Source organism: Bacillus sp. LH1, assembly GCF_057924895.1.
This window is the reverse complement of the sequence record NZ_CM175007.1, coordinates 400,614-417,267: the sequence shown is the minus strand read 5'-3', so window position 1 is coordinate 417,267 and position 16,654 is coordinate 400,614. Positions and strand designations below refer to the sequence as shown.

13 protein-coding genes, 2 pseudogenes and 1 riboswitch are annotated in these 16,654 nt (G+C 34.9%); of the genes and pseudogenes, 5 read left to right on the top strand and 10 right to left on the bottom strand.

Features of this window, described 5'->3' with window-relative positions:
* Nucleotides 1–18 precede the first annotated feature (18 nt).
* The 7 genes and pseudogenes from arcC to ACX9TM_RS02170 all read right to left on the bottom strand — a co-directional run.
* Nucleotides 19–981: a carbamate kinase gene (gene arcC, locus ACX9TM_RS02200; RefSeq protein WP_065381871.1), complete on the bottom strand. Its 963-nt coding sequence runs from the start codon at nucleotides 979–981 to the stop codon at nucleotides 19–21.
* A gap of 37 nt (nucleotides 982–1,018) precedes the next feature.
* Nucleotides 1,019–2,434 (bottom strand): arginine-ornithine antiporter, encoded by a 1,416-nt coding sequence (arcD, locus tag ACX9TM_RS02195; protein ID WP_000503412.1) that lies wholly within the window; start codon nucleotides 2,432–2,434, stop codon nucleotides 1,019–1,021.
* A gap of 99 nt (nucleotides 2,435–2,533) precedes the next feature.
* On the bottom strand, nucleotides 2,534–3,532 hold the full coding sequence (gene argF / locus ACX9TM_RS02190) for an ornithine carbamoyltransferase (RefSeq protein ID WP_065381872.1): 999 nt from the start codon (nucleotides 3,530–3,532) through the stop codon (nucleotides 2,534–2,536).
* A 30-nt stretch (nucleotides 3,533–3,562) separates the two neighbouring features.
* Nucleotides 3,563–4,795 (bottom strand): arginine deiminase, encoded by a 1,233-nt coding sequence (gene arcA / locus ACX9TM_RS02185; RefSeq protein ID WP_000682331.1) that lies wholly within the window; start codon nucleotides 4,793–4,795, stop codon nucleotides 3,563–3,565.
* 268 nt (nucleotides 4,796–5,063) lie between these two features.
* Nucleotides 5,064–5,513 carry an arginine repressor gene (gene argR / locus ACX9TM_RS02180; protein WP_000711824.1) on the bottom strand — a complete coding sequence of 150 codons (450 nt, stop codon included), beginning with the start codon at nucleotides 5,511–5,513 and terminating at the stop codon, nucleotides 5,064–5,066.
* A gap of 146 nt (nucleotides 5,514–5,659) precedes the next feature.
* A pseudogene (locus ACX9TM_RS02175) lies at nucleotides 5,660–6,232 on the bottom strand (methyl-accepting chemotaxis protein); the annotation flags it as partial.
* Between the two features lie 369 nt (nucleotides 6,233–6,601).
* Nucleotides 6,602–6,787 (bottom strand): annotated as a pseudogene (locus ACX9TM_RS02170) (HAMP domain-containing protein); the annotation flags it as partial.
* A gap of 375 nt (nucleotides 6,788–7,162) precedes the next feature.
* Between ACX9TM_RS02170 and ACX9TM_RS02165 the strand changes: the two are divergent.
* The 3 genes from ACX9TM_RS02165 to ACX9TM_RS02155 all read left to right on the top strand — a co-directional run bounded on the left by ACX9TM_RS02165 (nucleotide 7,163) and on the right by ACX9TM_RS02155 (nucleotide 9,601).
* Complete coding sequence (locus ACX9TM_RS02165) at nucleotides 7,163–7,885, top strand: amino acid ABC transporter ATP-binding protein (protein WP_000616927.1); 723 nt, start codon at nucleotides 7,163–7,165, stop codon at nucleotides 7,883–7,885.
* Nucleotides 7,886–8,007: 122 nt separating this feature from the next.
* Complete coding sequence (locus ACX9TM_RS02160) at nucleotides 8,008–8,802, top strand: ABC transporter substrate-binding protein (protein ID WP_000823765.1); 795 nt, start codon at nucleotides 8,008–8,010, stop codon at nucleotides 8,800–8,802.
* Nucleotides 8,803–8,845: 43 nt separating this feature from the next.
* On the top strand, nucleotides 8,846–9,601 hold the full coding sequence (locus ACX9TM_RS02155; RefSeq protein ID WP_002025246.1) for an amino acid ABC transporter permease: 756 nt from the start codon (nucleotides 8,846–8,848) through the stop codon (nucleotides 9,599–9,601).
* Nucleotides 9,602–9,654: 53 nt separating this feature from the next.
* Here the strand turns inward: ACX9TM_RS02155 and desB are convergent, their stop codons facing one another.
* Nucleotides 9,655–10,740, bottom strand: coding sequence for a Delta(10) desaturase DesB (gene desB, locus ACX9TM_RS02150; RefSeq protein ID WP_000661226.1), 1,086 nt, complete (start codon nucleotides 10,738–10,740; stop codon nucleotides 9,655–9,657).
* 581 nt (nucleotides 10,741–11,321) lie between these two features.
* Here desB and ACX9TM_RS02145 point away from each other — a divergent pair.
* On the top strand, nucleotides 11,322–12,848 hold the full coding sequence (locus tag ACX9TM_RS02145; protein WP_065381873.1) for an FAD-dependent oxidoreductase: 1,527 nt from the start codon (nucleotides 11,322–11,324) through the stop codon (nucleotides 12,846–12,848).
* A 143-nt stretch (nucleotides 12,849–12,991) separates the two neighbouring features.
* Nucleotides 12,992–14,293 (top strand): MFS transporter, encoded by a 1,302-nt coding sequence (locus ACX9TM_RS02140; protein WP_001183078.1) that lies wholly within the window; start codon nucleotides 12,992–12,994, stop codon nucleotides 14,291–14,293.
* Between the two features lie 13 nt (nucleotides 14,294–14,306).
* Here ACX9TM_RS02140 and ACX9TM_RS02135 read toward each other — a convergent pair whose 3' ends face one another.
* Together ACX9TM_RS02135 and ACX9TM_RS02130 are read right to left on the bottom strand one after the other, a co-directional pair.
* Nucleotides 14,307–15,089: a nucleotidyltransferase domain-containing protein gene (locus tag ACX9TM_RS02135; protein WP_001208237.1), complete on the bottom strand. Its 783-nt coding sequence runs from the start codon at nucleotides 15,087–15,089 to the stop codon at nucleotides 14,307–14,309.
* A gap of 111 nt (nucleotides 15,090–15,200) precedes the next feature.
* A complete protein-coding gene (locus ACX9TM_RS02130) occupies nucleotides 15,201–16,310 on the bottom strand; it encodes a PRK06851 family protein (RefSeq protein WP_000147460.1) in 1,110 nt (369 codons plus the stop codon).
* Nucleotides 16,311–16,459: 149 nt separating this feature from the next.
* Nucleotides 16,460–16,572, top strand: a riboswitch (SAM riboswitch).
* Nucleotides 16,573–16,654: the final 82 nt, after the last annotated feature.

Genomic DNA, 16,654 nt, shown 5'->3' with positions numbered 1-16,654 from the left:
AGTAGCGTACATAATAATTTAAACATACATGCATACATTCTGTTTTGAAATAATAGTACCGGCTTTTTCTTCTAGTGCTTCATATACTTTTTCTAAAGACGTAATAATCGTTTTTCTTTTTGGATTTGTATTAACAAAATTAATAGCAGCTTCGATTTTTGGAAGCATGCTTCCCGCAGCAAATTGTTGTTCTTCAATATATTCTTCTAATTGATTCACTGTGACATGCTCTAATTTTTTTTGATTCGGTTGATTATAATTTACATACACATAATCAACTGCAGTTAAAATAACGAGCGTATCGGCATCTACTAATTCTGCTAATTTCTGCGCAGCGAAATCTTTATCGATAACCGCTTCAGTTCCTTTTAACCCTTCTTCAGAATCAATTACTGGAATTCCACCTCCGCCCACAGCTATCACTATGTTTCCATCTTCGACCAAAGAATTAATCACTTTATGTTCATGAATACTTACAGGCTTCGGTGATGGAACAACACGTCTCCATCCTCTACCAGCATCTTCTTTAAACACTGCTTTTGTTTCATCCATTAATTTTCTGGCCTCTTCTTCTGTATAAAAAGGACCAATTGGTTTAGTTGGATTTTTAAATGCCTCATCTTTTTTATCCACAACAACACGTGTTATAACCGTTGCTACATCTTTGTTTATATTCCGTTTTTTCAATGCCTTTTCAATTGCATTTTCCAGCCAATATCCAATCATCCCTTGGCTCATTGCCCCACAAGTATCTAATGGCATTGCAGGTGTCTTTTCCGTTTCTGCAGCTTTTTGCTGTAATAAAATATTCCCCACTTGTGGGCCATTTCCATGCGCAATTACTATATCCACATCATTTTCCATTATTTTCACAAGTTGTTCTGCCGTTTTTTCCAACGCTTCTTGCTGCGCTCCCGCAGTAGCTTCTCCAGACTGTATCGCATTTCCCCCTAGTGCAACTACAATTTTTCTTCGTGCCATATTCCAGCCCTCCAGTTGATTTCGCTTTCACAGCGCTTTATAAAGTAATACTGCCTGTAATTAATCCATAAATCGCAAAGAATGCTAAAGCACCAATTGCTACGGATGATGCTAATTCCACTCGAGTAAATATTTGCTTCGAACTCTTTTGCTTTTGAACATTGTAAAAAATAAAAATACCTGGCGCATATAAAGTCATTGTTAATAATAAATACTCTAAACCGGCTGCATAAACTAACCACACGCCATAAATACTTGCGATCAAGCCAATTATTATATTTTTATTTCGATCTGCTTCTTCAGACTTTAAGCTATGCTTCAGTTGATAAAATGCTGAAAAAGCATATGGGATTAAAATAGCTGAAGATGCTAAAGAGAATGCAAAGTTATACGCCTGATCAGAAACGACGAATGTTAACAAGAATATTTGTATTAAACCATTTGTTATCCATAATGAATTTACTGGAGCCTTATTTTTATTTTCTTTTGCGAACCATTTTGGAAATACTCCATCTTTAGCCGCTAAATATGGAATTTCAGAAGCGAGCAAAGTCCAACCTAACCAAGCACCTAATACAGAGATGACTAAACCTAAATTAATAAAGATAGCACCCCATTTTCCAACAACACTTTCAAACAAATAAGCCATAGCCGGATTTTTCAAACCTGCAATGTCTGCTTGCTGCATAAGTCCAAGAGACAATAATGTGATTAAAATGTAAATGATGAGTGTACCAATTAAGCCAATAACGGTTGCTTTCCCTACATCACTTCTATTTTTTGCTCGACTGGATAAAACAACAGCCCCTTCTACCCCAATAAATACCCATAAAGTTACAAGCATTGTACTTTTAACTTGGCTGCCAACTGCTCCCCATGAAAAAGAACCAGTTTGCCCCCAAAATCCATCTAAGAACGTATCAATATGAAACGCAAAGATTCCTATGACAATAAATACAAATACAGGTACTAATTTTGCGATTGTAGTTACTAAATTCACAAGGGCTGCTGATTGAACTCCACGTAAAATTAACATGTGAACACACCACAATAATACGCTTGCACCAATAATGGATTCTACATTTTGACCGCCTTCAAAGATCGGGAAGAAATATCCTAATGAAGAAAACAATAATGTACCGTAAGCTACATTCCCAAGCCAAGCAGATAGCCAGTATCCCCACGCACTATTAAACCCCATAAAATTACCAAACCCTGCTTTTGCATAGCTAAAAATACCACCATCTAAATCTGGCCGTTTTACAGTTAGATTTTGAAAAGATAATCCGAGTGCAATCATCCCAATTCCTGTTATAACCCAGCCAATAATAATGGCTCCAGCACCAGCACCTTTTGCCATATCACTCGCTAAATTAAAGGCTCCACCGCCAATCATAGACCCAACTACAAGAGCCGTTAGTGTAAACAACCCTAATTTCTTATCTTCACCCATTCCACTCACCTCTCTTTAATTGCAATAACAATACAAAAGCAATAGTGAATGATCGTGTCTAAAGGAGGAGAAAGAAGAAAGGAAGACTCCCTTTCTTCTTTACTCCATGTTTCCTAAAGTAGCTGCCATAACCGCTTTAATTGTATGCATTCTATTTTCAGCTTGATCAAATACTTTTGAATGTTTACTGCGGAATACTTCGTCAGTTACCTCCATTTCTTTCAACCCATATTTCTCATAAACTTCTTCGCCATACATCGTTTCAACATCATGAAATGCAGGTAAACAATGTAAGAAAATCACGTTTTCATTCCCTGTTGCTTTAATCATTTTCATATTTACTTGATAAGGTTTCAATAACTCGACACGTTCAGCAAATTTTTCTTCTTCCCCCATAGACACCCATACATCTGTATAAATTACATCTGCATTCGCAACAGCTTCTTCCACATTACTTGTTATCATTACTTGTTCATTATATTTTTTTGCTAAATCAATTACTTCTTGTGCAGGCCATAAAGATTCTGGTGTGCAAATACATACATCCATTCCAACGATTGCTCCACCAACTAGTAAGCTATTAGCAACATTATTTCGCCCATCGCCAACGTAAACGAGCTTCACATTTTTCAATTTCCCTATATGTTCTCTAATTGTTAATAAATCTGCTAGTGTTTGTGTTGGATGCCACATATCTGTTAATCCATTCCAAACTGGCACACCAGAATTTTGTGCTAAAGATTCTACAGTTTCATGATTAAATCCACGAAACTCAATTCCGTCAAACATACGCCCTAACACTTTTGCTGTATCCTCTACAGATTCTTTTTTCCCAAGTTGAATATCACCTTTCCCTAAATATTCAGGATTTGCCCCTAAATCTGTACATGCTACTGTAAATGCACAACGCGTACGAGTAGAAGTTTTTTCAAATAAGAGCGCTACATTTTTACCTTCTAAATAATGATGCGGGATACCATTTTTCTTTTTCTCTTTTAATTCTGCTGCCAAATCTAGAAAATATAACAATTCTTCTTGTGTAAAATCTTTTTCTGCTAGAAAGCTTCTTCCTTTTAAATTTTGTCTAGTCATTAACATAATTCATCCCTACTTTCTCCGTTATTTATACTAAATATCTTTACGAACAATTGGCATACTCATGCAACGTGGACCCCCACGACCACGAGATAATTCCGAACTTAGCACCTCAATCACTTCTATACCGTGTTCACGTAATAACGTATTAGATACATAGTTGCGATCATATGTAACAACTACACCTGGCGCAATTGCTAATGTGTTCGAGCCATCATTCCATTGTTCACGAGCAGAAGCAATTACATCTCCTCCTCCACATGGAATAAGAACTAATTCACTTAAGCCTAATACCTCTTTTAATGCTTCCATTAAAGAAGTACGATGTGTAATTTTAAGAGTTTCCTCATCTGATCCTTTTTCTAAAATATAAATATTCATATTCCCTTTTGGCCCTTGAATGGCTGGGTGAATTGTAAACTTGTCATAATCAACCATTGTAAATACTGTATCTAAATGCATAAATGCTCGACATTTTGGAATTTCTATTGCTAACACTTTCTTAATTTTATTTTGTCGGCTAAAGAGATTTTTAGCTAAACGTTCAATTGCTTTAGCTGAAGTACGAGCAGATACTCCAATCGCAATTGTTTCTTCATTTAAAATTAGCTCGTCGCCACCTTCAATCGGAAATTTATAATCACGATCTAACCAGATTGGTACATTATGTTTTGCAAATCTTGGATGATATTTAATGATGTACTCCATGAATAATGATTCACGTCTACGCGCTGGTTCTCTCATCTTATTTATCGTTAAGCCATCGCCCACGCTAGCTGCTGGATCACGAGTAAAATATAAATTAGGCATTGGATCTAAGTAAAACGGATAGTGATCTTCCATTAATTCATATAAATGTGTCTTCTTACTTGTTTCAATTTCGTTTTTCCGTACACCGCCCATAATTTTTTGAATTAATTCTTCATTTGAAAAGGAAAGTAAATATTCTTTTAAAGTTTGATGTGCAACATTTACGTCGGCCTGTCCTTCTTTTAAAATACGATCAACAAATTCTTCTCGAAGTTTTTTATCTACTAACGCCTCCGCGGCTAGTTTTTCTAAATAAAGAACTTCAACACCCCGATTGCGTAACGTTTGTGCAAAATAATCATGCTCTTTTTGAATAATTGGTAAGTATGGAATATCGTCAAATAATAATTGTTGCAAATAATCTGGCGTCAAGTTTTCCACTTCTTTACCCGGTCGTTTTAATAAAACCGTTTGTAATTCCCCAATTTCTGAAGTAACATGTATCGGATGTTTCATTTGTTGTACCTCCTTTTAAATATGTTTGATGTCTTACAAGTACATAATAAATGCTCTGTACTTTCATCTTTGTGAAAGCATCCACATTATCATTGTGAAATATTAAACAAGTTATTTTTTTAAAATCATACGAATATGTATTTTTATAACAAACTATCTTGCTTTCTCAATAAAAAATACATATATTACGCATATATGTTGAATATTTAACTTCCGTATTTAAACAAAAATCCTGTTTTTAATTTTATTAAAAACAGGATTTTTGCATCTAAATAATTAAATTTAATCTTTCTTCTATAATCTCCCTATCTGATTTCGACTGTGAAATTATAAGGCATGTATCATTTCCACATATACATCCTATTTTTTCTTTCCAATCTAACTCATCAAATAAAACACCAATAACATGTGCATTACCAGGTAATGTTTTAATAACCATTAATTGATCTACACAATCAATTTTTAAAACAACTTCTCGTAATTTTTTCTTTAACTTTATATCAGTTTGTAAATGCTCTTCTGAGAAAACTTTATATATCATTAATCCTTCTTGAGAAGGTACCTTCGTTAAGTTTAACTCACGAATATCGCGAGAAACCGTAGCTTGTGTTACTAATACATCTTTTTTTGCTAACAATTCTACTAATCTTTCTTGCTTATCTATTTCATACTCCTTTACAAATTGTTTAATTAACCGTTGTCTTTTTTCTTTTTTCATAAAAGACACCCCTTTTAATATTATAGCTCGCTATAATTTTCATCCGAAAGGGACAGAAAAGAATGTTGCGGAAACGTTCATAGTTTAACTGTAAATATTAAATCAAGCTAAATAAAAAAGAGAAGAACAATATTCTGTTCTTCCTTTTACATTGAAAATCGTTCAATTGTTTGTTTCAAATCAGTTGCTTGCTTCTCTAAATCCTTTAATAATTGATCGATTACTATCATATTTTTAGATTGTTGTAGCGTCACACGTGCTACTTCTTGCGAACCAGCTGACGTTTCTTCAGCAATTGCTGCTACAGCTTTTGTTTGTGCTCCTGTTTGATGAATATGGCTCACTTGTTCATTCATATAACTACTAATTTGCTGAGTTGCATCGGCTACTTCCATAACACTTGATGACATTTCTTTTAAAATTAATTCCGTAGCTTCCCCACGTTTCGCCTCTTCTTTAGCTATTTTCACTTGTTCTGTCATTTTCATTGCAACTTGTTGTACTTCATCTTGCATATTCCGTAATAACTGCGATATGTTTCTTGCAGAATGATCACTTTCATCAGCAAGTTTACGTACTTCTTCCGCAACAACCGCAAAGCCTCTTCCATGCTCTCCTGCGCGAGCTGCCTCAATAGAAGCATTTAGTGCTAATAAATTCGTTTGGCTAGCAATCGCACTCACAACAGACACAATATGTTCTACTTGTTTCATTCGTTCTTCTAACTTCTGTACATTTTGCATTGAATCTTCATTTTCTTTTGCCAATGTTTGAATACCTTGAATTAAAGACGTAAAGACACGAGTACTATGCCCTAAAGCTTCAACCATTTCTGAAGACAATGTATCAGACTGCTTCGCTTTTTCTTCTACTTCACTTGCAATAGAAGTCGTTGTATCAACAGCAGAAACAATTGCTTGAATTGATGCCGCTGATTGCTCAGCGCCTGAAGAAATCTCTGCAAGTGTCTCAGATACACCTTGCGCTTGTCTCGTTGCTTCGCCTGTTTGTTTTCTAATCTGCTGTACTTGATTATTTGTATACGAAAATGTTGTATCAATATTTTTTACCATGCCCCTTAAGTTTCCTAACATCATATTAAATGCAACACTTAAAGATTTAATTTCATCATCTGTCTTCGGTAATGGAACATCTTCACGAATATCACCCTCAGCTGCTTTTCTTGCCGCTTCCTCTAACTTGCGAAGCGGTTTAATTAAAAATACGGCTGCTCCATATGCTAAAATTCCAGACCATACTACCCCTAATAACATAACGATAATATTATATACAGTTTGACTTACATAACTTTGAAAATAATCGTATATCACGTAAATAAAAAATATACTTGTTGAATATGTAATGAAAGCTAAAACTGTAGTGAATAGCATAAGTTGTGTACGTAATCCAAAAGAAAATGTTTTTCTTTCTTTTTCCATCTTCCCTTTCCCCCTTTTTATAAGCAATATAAATACTACCTATATATTATTATCCATATTTTCATTATAGAAGGATATAGAGATTTTAAAAATCATTATTTCTTTGAATATCAAATTGCACGAAAAAAATAAAGGATTCTGACAATTTATGACTAATAACAGAAATACAGGGCAACATTTGTAAAATATATTTTTAACTGGGGGTTTTGTATGATTCAAGTTCGAAATCTAGTAAAATCATTCGGTTCACTTGATGTGTTAAAAGGAATTGATTTAGAAGTAAAAGAAAAAGAAGTTGTTGTTTTAATTGGTGCCAGTGGTTCTGGTAAAAGTACATTACTTCGCTGTCTTAACTTTTTAGAAATGTACGATGAAGGCGAAATTCACTTACAAGGTGAGCGAATTGATCCAAAGCATTCAAATTTAAATAAAGTCCGTGAAAATGTCGGTATGGTTTTTCAGCACTTTAACCTCTTTCCTCATATGACCTCACTAGAAAACATCATAGAAGCACCTATTCACGTAAAAAAATTAGAGAAAGCAAATGCACAGGATATTGGAAATCAACTTCTCCAAAAAGTCGGCCTTCAAGATAAAGCGGATGTAACTCCTCATCTTCTTTCAGGTGGTCAAAAACAGCGCATTGCCATTGCACGAGCTCTTGCAATGAGCCCTAAGATTATGCTATTTGATGAGCCTACCTCAGCTTTAGACCCTGAACTTGTTGGAGAAGTATTGCAAGTTATGAAAGAACTTGCTGAAGAAGGGATGACAATGGTTATTGTTACTCATGAAATGAATTTCGCAAAAGATGTAGCTGATCGCGTCATCTTTATGGACGATGGAAAGATTGTAGAAGATGCTCCGCCAGTACAATTCTTTTCAGCTCCATCACATGAACGGGCAAAACAATTTTTACGCAACGTTTTATAATGTAACTTTTGTTTCAAACGAAAAGGAATACATTCATACGGTGCACAACTAATCATCCAAATAAAATATTTCAATAACATACTAAAAAACCATCCGTATGATCAATATATAGGAGGGGTTTTATGAAAAGAAAACTATTAACCATTGTTGCGAGCATTACACTATGTACATCCTTCATACTAGGAGCTTGTAGCAAAGAAAGCTCTACTACTTCATCAAATAGTGAAAAAGAATTTCGCTATGCGATGAGTGGATTATACAAACCTTTTAACTATAAAGAAAATGACGGCAAACTTGTCGGCTTTGATGTAGAAATCGGTGAAGCTCTTGCTAAAAAGATGAACATGAAGGCTACGCCCGTTACAAACCCATGGGAAACGCTGATTCAAGGTCTTCAAGCGAAGAAATATGATGTAATACTGGGTAGTATGGCAATTACAGAGGAGCGCTTAAAAGCTGTTAGTTTCTCAAATCCGTACTATCGATCTGGCGCCCAAATTTTTGTGGCTAAAAAGAATACCGCTATCTCTTCTCCAGAAGATTTAAAAGGTAAGAAAATTGGTGTTGTAAAAGCTAGTACCTTTAAAAATCTTGTTGCAAAATATACAGATCAAATCACAGAATATGACAGCGATATTACTGCTCTTATGGACTTAGAGCCTGGGCGTGTTGACGCAGTAATTACGGATCAAATGGTTGGTCTACGTATGATAAAAGAAGGAAAATCGAAGATAAAAGAAGCCGGAAAACCATTAAATCTTGATGAAATGGGAATTGCTATTCGCAAAGATGATAAAGAAATGGTTGAGAAAGTAAATAAAGCGTTAGATGAAATCATTAAAGATGGTACGTATGAAAAGATCAGTAAAAAATGGTTCGGGCGTAATATTCTCGGTGAAGAGGAAAAAACGAAGTAAGTTAGCCATTCAAAAGATTCATAAACAATGCCCCACTGATTAAATGTTCATTTTATGTGGGGCATTTCATTCTCTACTAAAATCTATACAATATGAGGTGAAACGCATGTTTGAAATTTTTATCTCTTCCTATCCCACACTCTTAAAGGCTACTATTGTCACATTACAATTAACATTAACTTCCCTAGTACTCGGTTCATTAATTGGATTATTATTCGCTTTCTTTCGAATCTCTAACAATAAAGTTTTAAATAGTATCGCTCATGTCTACATTGCTATTATTCGTGGTACACCTTTAATTGTTCAAATTGCCATTCTCTATTTTGGAATTACATCCGTTGTTGTTTTCACCCCTTTTTGGGCAGGTGCAATCGCTTTAGCAATTCATAACGGAGCATATATTACGGAAATTTTCCGTGGATCTATTCAATCCGTTGACCGGGGACAATTAGAAGCAGCTCGCTCTTTAGGCATGCCTTATCCTTTAGCTATGCGACGAATTATATTACCACAAGCATTTCGTCTGTCTCTTCCTCCTCTAGGAAACCAATTTATTATCGGATTAAAAGATTCTTCACTTGTTGCTTATGTAGGAATGTCCGAATTATGGGGTTCAGGTTTATCAATTGCAGCAGGTAATTTCCAACAATTAGATACTTACATAATCGTTGGTGCATACTATCTCATACTTGTTCTTCTATTTACTTATTTTGTTAATCTTTTAGAAAAACGACTACAACGAAAAGAAACTAACTCCGTCCAAGTCCATAAAAGGAACAAAAAGGAAGTTTCTTTATAAGAAAAAGCAAGCCTGAGATGGCTTGCTTTTTCATTGCAAAAATATATTAATTTTTACTGATTTACTTTTTTAATACTCTTTTCTTCTTCTATATGTTCCTCACGATATGAAATATTATGAGGATCTAGTCCATTTCCTAAAGAACCATAGAAATGCTCTCTATGCGGATCCACTAATTCACTTCCTTGATAATACACACGTGGTGTATTCCATAGCGCTGCCAAAGCTTTTGTCATCGGCATCTCATGATAGCGTTCCGGCCACATTTCTTTAATCTTCTCTTTTACTAACGGATAGTATTTAGAACTCATAGCGGGAAACAGATGATGTTCTGTATGATATGAGAAATTGAAATGTAAAACGTCTACCCAGCGCGGCACTGTTACTGACAAACAGTTTGCTAACGGATCATTTACTGGAACAATTGGATTTAAGCGGTGATTTGTTGCGATATATGCCATTACAATAAAGTTAGCAATTAACAACGGAATGACATATGCAAATAACCATTTTCCAGGTCCCATAATAAACAATAAACTAATCCAAACTGTCCAAGGCAAAAGAAGTTGAAGCCATACAGATTTTTGATTGGATGACTTGAACTCTTTTATAAAATGAAAGAACATTCGAGTCGAATGCAATGTAAATTGAATTGTTAGTGACAGAAAACTAAAGAATGAACGTACATGTAAAGGCATACGATATACCCAACTCAAAAACTTACTCTTCTTAAGTTTCTCAAGTGTCGGCCATGCATCTGGATCATTCTCTTCATGCTGTGTATGAACATGATGCGTTGCATTATGCCACTTTCTCCAAAGCTTTGGCCCTGTTGATAATGGCATAAATGCAATCGCGCCTAAGAAGTCACGAAGCCATGCCTTTCTTACAACAGTTCCATGTAAAATTTCATGCCCTAAAAATCCTAGTGAAGCAAAACATAATCCAAGAACAATCGCAATTCCTAGATTCGCCCACACATTCAATTCAAATACACCAATCGATATTAATCCCGCCAATGCCACAAGCAAATAAGCCAGTCCACCAAATAAACGAGTAGGCACTGGTTTAAATGCTTTTTTCGGCAAATGTGGTGATACACGTGCTGCATACCACCCAAACGTATGAAGCTCCTTCATCCTTTTGCTCCTTTCTTATGCCGCGCCTTGCGCAACTTACATATATCAATTCTTGCTTCCAGATTGATTTTACTAGATGATCCAAAAAGCATCTACTATAAGGAAAATATACTCACTCTATCGTCACTTATTTTTCGCTTTTATTATCAATGAAAAACATTTCTCTTTTTACTCTCTATCAACCTTTCCACATGATGAATCATAACAATAGAATTTCTATATTGTCAACACCTTTTATGACCTAGTAATAAAATGTGGTTATATTTTTATAATCATACTTTATTTCACTAAAGAAAATGTATAGATTCCATAAGGATTTACCCACTATATATAGACATTTTCTTAAACGCCATAGACTCTATCTCATTCAATAACTCCCTATGTAATCAACAAACAGAATCACTTGAATTTAGTTTTATATAAATCCTACTACATCATAATGCCCCACCTAATTAATTATATTAAAATAATTTATAACCTCTTTTAATAAAAATAGACTACTTCTAAAACAACACACATGAATTTCATATAATATGGAAATATTAAAAGGAAAATTGTTCTAAAATCAGGAGGTTTCCGCAATGACAAGTGATACATTTCCACAACTGCCGCTATCTTATTGGATTGAATCTACTCAGTTTCCTACTTTCCCTCGTTTATCCGAAAATATAAAGACGAAAGTTGCTATTATCGGTGCTGGTATTACAGGTATTACTACTGCCTATTTACTTGCAAAAGAAGGCATCGATGTTGTTTTAATTGATTCTGGTCGTATTTTAAATGGAACGACTGGGCATACAACAGCGAAAGTAACAGCACAACATGATCTTATTTATGATGAATTAATAAATCATTTCGGTGTAGAAAAGGCCCGGCTTTACTATGAATCAAATAATCAGGCTCTACAATTCATAAATAAAACTGTTCAAACATATAAAATCGACTGTAATTTCTCAAATGAAGATTCATATTTATATACAACTACTGATAACGGATTAAGAAATTTATCGAAAGAATATGAAGCTTATCAAAAATTAAATATACCTTGTGACTATGTTCAATCTCTATCGATTCCTATTCCAGTACAATCTGCGCTTGTAATGAAAAATCAAGCACAATTCCATCCCCTTCTTTATTTAAAAACACTTTTAGAAAAGTTTGTGGAGATGGGCGGAAAGGTCTACGAACAAACAACAGCTATGGATGTGGAAAAGGGCGATTATTCACAAATAATTACAAAAGAGGGCCATCATATCACTTGTGAATATGTCGTCTCTTGTTCACATTTTCCTTTTTATGATGCGAATAGCTTTTTCTTTACGCGAATGTACGCAGAACGCTCCTACGCTCTTGCAATAAAAGCAAAAACGGAGTATCCAGGTGGCATGTATTTAAGTATTGATGATCCAAAGCGCTCCTTACGCTATATAACAAACAATGGAGTAAAATTAATTTTGATTGGCGGAGAGAGTCATAAAACAGGTCAGGGAATAAATACGATGCTTCATTATGAAGCACTCTATTCTTTTGCTGAAGCCACTTTTGGAATAGATGAAGTTCCTTATAGATGGTCAGCACAAGATTTAATTACTCTAGATAAGCTTCCTTATATCGGACATATTAACGAAAGAAATCCAAATATATTTGTTGCAACTGGATATCGCAAATGGGGAATGACAACTGGAACTGCTGCCGCTCACCTACTGAAGGACTCCATCCTAAAAGTTCACAGTCCCTATAAAGAACTGTATGCACCATCACGCTTCCATGCAAATCCAGATATAAAAACGTTCCTCTCCCAAAACATTGATGTTGCGAAACATTTAATTGCAGGAAAGATTGAAACCGCATTACGTAAGCCAGAAGATCTCGAAGTTGGTGAAGGATCTGTCGTACATGTTAACGGTAAACGAGCAGGTGCTTATAAGGACAAAGAAGGAAAATTACATATCGTCGATACAACTTGTACACATCTCGGCTGTGAAGTTGAATGGAATAATGGTGATTGTACTTGGGATTGCCCTTGCCATGGTTCTCGTTTTTCAATTGAGGGAGACGTTCTTGAAGGCCCAGCAGATCAACCGTTAAAACGAGTTGATAATGAGTAAACAAATAAAGAAGTTCAACAAAATTACTGTTGAACTTCTTTATTTGTTATAAACCCTTTTCAGATAAAATTCGACACAAGGAGGAAAATATTAACATTAAATAAAATAATATATTCATCTACAAATTAAAAGGGGTGAATATTATGCAACCTTCAGCTCCACCTCATCTAGAATCTACAGAAACTATCTTTCCAAGCTCTATTACAAAACTTGTTGTTTTTATTTGTTGGCTAGCCATTTTAGCTGATGGATATGATTTAGGTATTTACGGTGCCGTTCTACCAAAGCTCCTAGAAGACAAAAGCTGGGCGCTATCACCAGCGCATGCTGGTACAATTGCAAGCTATGCTTTATTTGGGATGTTTATTGGGGCTATTCTAGTTGGAACGATTACAGATCTAATTGGGCGTAAATGGACGCTTATATGCTGTTTAGCACTTTTTTCTATCACAATGGGTTTAGCGGCTATCGCTCCTTCTCCTGAGTTATTTGGATTATCTCGATTTATAGGAGGAATCGGATTAGGCGGTGTTATCCCAACAGCTTCAGCACTTACTGTTGAATATTCACCAAAAAAAAGGCAATCTTTTATTTATGCTCTTATGTTTACTGGCTATCCTTTAGGTATCGTGTTAGGTGCTATTTTGTCCATGCTTATGTTAGAAGATTTCGGATGGAGAATTATGTTTGGTATCGGAATGATTCCACTACTCCTCATCCCTTTCATTATTCGCTATTTACCCGAGTCCATTCAATTTTTATTATCACGTAATCACCAAGAAGAAGTGAACCAAATTCTTAATCGTTTTCAAATTGAATTTCATGTAAAAGATAAAACTCATCAAGACCCATCTACTATACGAAAGAAAAATGGATTTTTCACTTTATTCTCAAAAGAATACATAAAAGCAACGCTACTTTTTTGGATCACTTATATAATGGGAATGTTTTTAATATATGGTTTAAACACTTGGTTACCACAGATGATGCGCCAGGCAGGATATCCTCTTGGGTCTAGTCTGTCATTTCTACTTATGCTAAATATTACCGCAGCTATCGGCGCACTATTCGCTGGAGCAATTGCTGATCGTATAGGAGCAAAAATTGTTATTAGCATCTCTTATCTTATGGCAGCCATATGTATCGGACTATTAACAATCAAACCATCTGTTACAATCATTTATCTTTTAATTGGCCTTGCTGGTATTGGATCAGTCGGTATTACTCAAATATTAAATGCATATGTAACACAATACTTCCCATCACATATCCGAGCTACCTCCTTAGGCTGGGGACTGGGGCTTGGCCGAGTTGGTGCAATTGCTGGCCCAATTCTCGTCGGTATTATTATGACAATGCAATATGACTTAGCATGGAATTTTTACTTATTCTCCTTTGCAGGTCTTATCGCAGCTATATCTGTTTTCTTCATTCCTACAAAATAAAAAGAGCACAAACTTACTTGTGCTCTTTTTCATATGCTTCAAACAACATATCTCGAAACAATGTATTTAAACTCTCAATATCGATTCCTGATCCCTTTTCAATTCCTTTTACATATTGCTGATAGTAATGAATTTGTTCTTCTAAAAATTGATTTAGCACCTTAATTTTCAATCCAACATCTAATTCAGTACCTGCTTTTTTCTTTATTAACAACTTTTCAATTTCATCTAATACGCTACGTTCTAATGATAATTCTGTAATTAATCGATCAAATTCTACAGGAGGTAAAGTCGTTTTCTCTTCTAGCCACTTACAAGCTAAAATGGGACGTAATACATAAAAGTACTTTTTCAGCTTTACATTCTCACCTTGCAAAAATTCACGATAATTTTTCGAAGCCATATGTAAATAATGATATATCGTTGCTTTTGGATCAAAATTCTTCTCACTCATCTGTTGAAGTAGTTCTGGAAAATTAGAGTTTTTCGAATAAAAAATTGGTGATCGAATCCACTCAAGTAAAGCAGGATTCGACTTCGCGAATAGTTGCAACGCCTTTTTAATATCCCAACCACTTATATCTAAATCATCACTAATTGGATATTCAATTACATCTCGTTTGTCATGAATTGATAAATACCATTCTACCGGATGTATATAAACGAACCTAACATCATAATCGCTATCTTTCGATGGAAACCCCCAAGCACGACTCCCTGATTCCACCGCAAATAAAATTTTTACATCATTCTCTTTTTCAATTCTTTCTAACTCCAACTCGATTTTCTCTCTCATTTCATAACATCTCCATTTTTTGATTATTTCCTTGGAAATTCGACAATACACTATTAATTTTACTACATACTAAAAAAACTGTCAGAAATTACTGACAGCCTAATGAAACGTCTATTGTTGCTTTTCAATTACAGTAGCAGCAATTCGTTCAAACTCTTTTTGAATCTCCTCTTTATATGCATCTACTATTGAAAAATCCATAGCAGCAATATAAATTCGTTCTAATTTATCACGAATCGATTTTGCTTTCGCTAAGAAAGACATCGCCTCATTCATTTTTGCTTTATATTGAATGGAAACATCACGAATTTCCTTCGCATATTTCTCATCCGTCCCTGGCGTAACAATAAGGGCATACATATCAATAATTTCATCACCCTCGCGACTTGGAAAATATTCATGTGGTGCGGTGCTATCAAAAATTGCAAAACCTAATTCTCTTACGATAACCATATCAAGACTATTCGGGTCAAATCCGCAATGATATACTTCAACTTCAAACCCTTTTTCTTCAGCTGCCTTAGCTAACTTTTTGAGCATCGTTGATTTTCCAGAACCTGGGCGCCCTTTTATAAAATAACGATGTGGTAACCCTTCTGTTAAATTAGGAACAAAATCAACTGCTCCTTTCGGTGTAGCAGCTCCTAAAAAACGATGTTTTACAAGCGATTGTCTCCCGCTTTTATCTGCAAATAATTTCTGGATTAGCTGATTGGTTAGTTCATTTGCTTTATTAAAATCTATATTATCAATATATATCTTCTCCCACTCATCATGTATAACCAATGCCTCTTTAAAACGTGCGTAAGCAGACTGAAAAGCTTTGCTTGCTTCTGAAACAAATCTTTCAATTTCTAACTTCTGCTTTCTTAGTTTATCTGAGTCCCAAGCAATTCCTAAATTTATATACTCTTCAACAACTCCTGGCATTTTTGGCTCAATAACATGCGGCGATGTCCCATCAACAATTCCTACTTTTAATTTTGGGATAATTACACCATCAACCGATTTATTATCAGAAGAACAATGTAAAAATTCAATATCATATCCTTTTTCAATCCATTCACGACCTATTGCCTTTATTAAAGAAGATTTTCCCGTTCCTGGGCCACCCTTTAAGATAAATAATCTGTCTAATCCTTTTAAATTCTCTTCGTATAAATTGTGAAATCCCCTAGCTGTATTACCACCAGCATAATAATTTAATACATTTCCTGTCACTGCACTCACTCCTTCGCAGCATTCTATTTACATAAGCTACAATATGCGAGCAGCTTTATTTGGGTGAATACCTATTTTGTATTGCACGCAAAAAGGAAATGAATTACAATTTAACTATCGGAAAATTCCGATTTTAAAAACTGAATACTTCTTTATCAAGAGAGGCAGAGGGACCGGCCCTTTGAAGCCCAGCAACCTCAGTTTATACAAACTGAATAGGTGCTAATTCCTGCAAAATGCAATGCATTTTGGAAGATAAAACTCAACTAGCATGTAAAGCTCATCTTTCTTGATACTGAAGGATGAGCTTTTTATTATTTGAAAAACATATATTGGAGGTATGT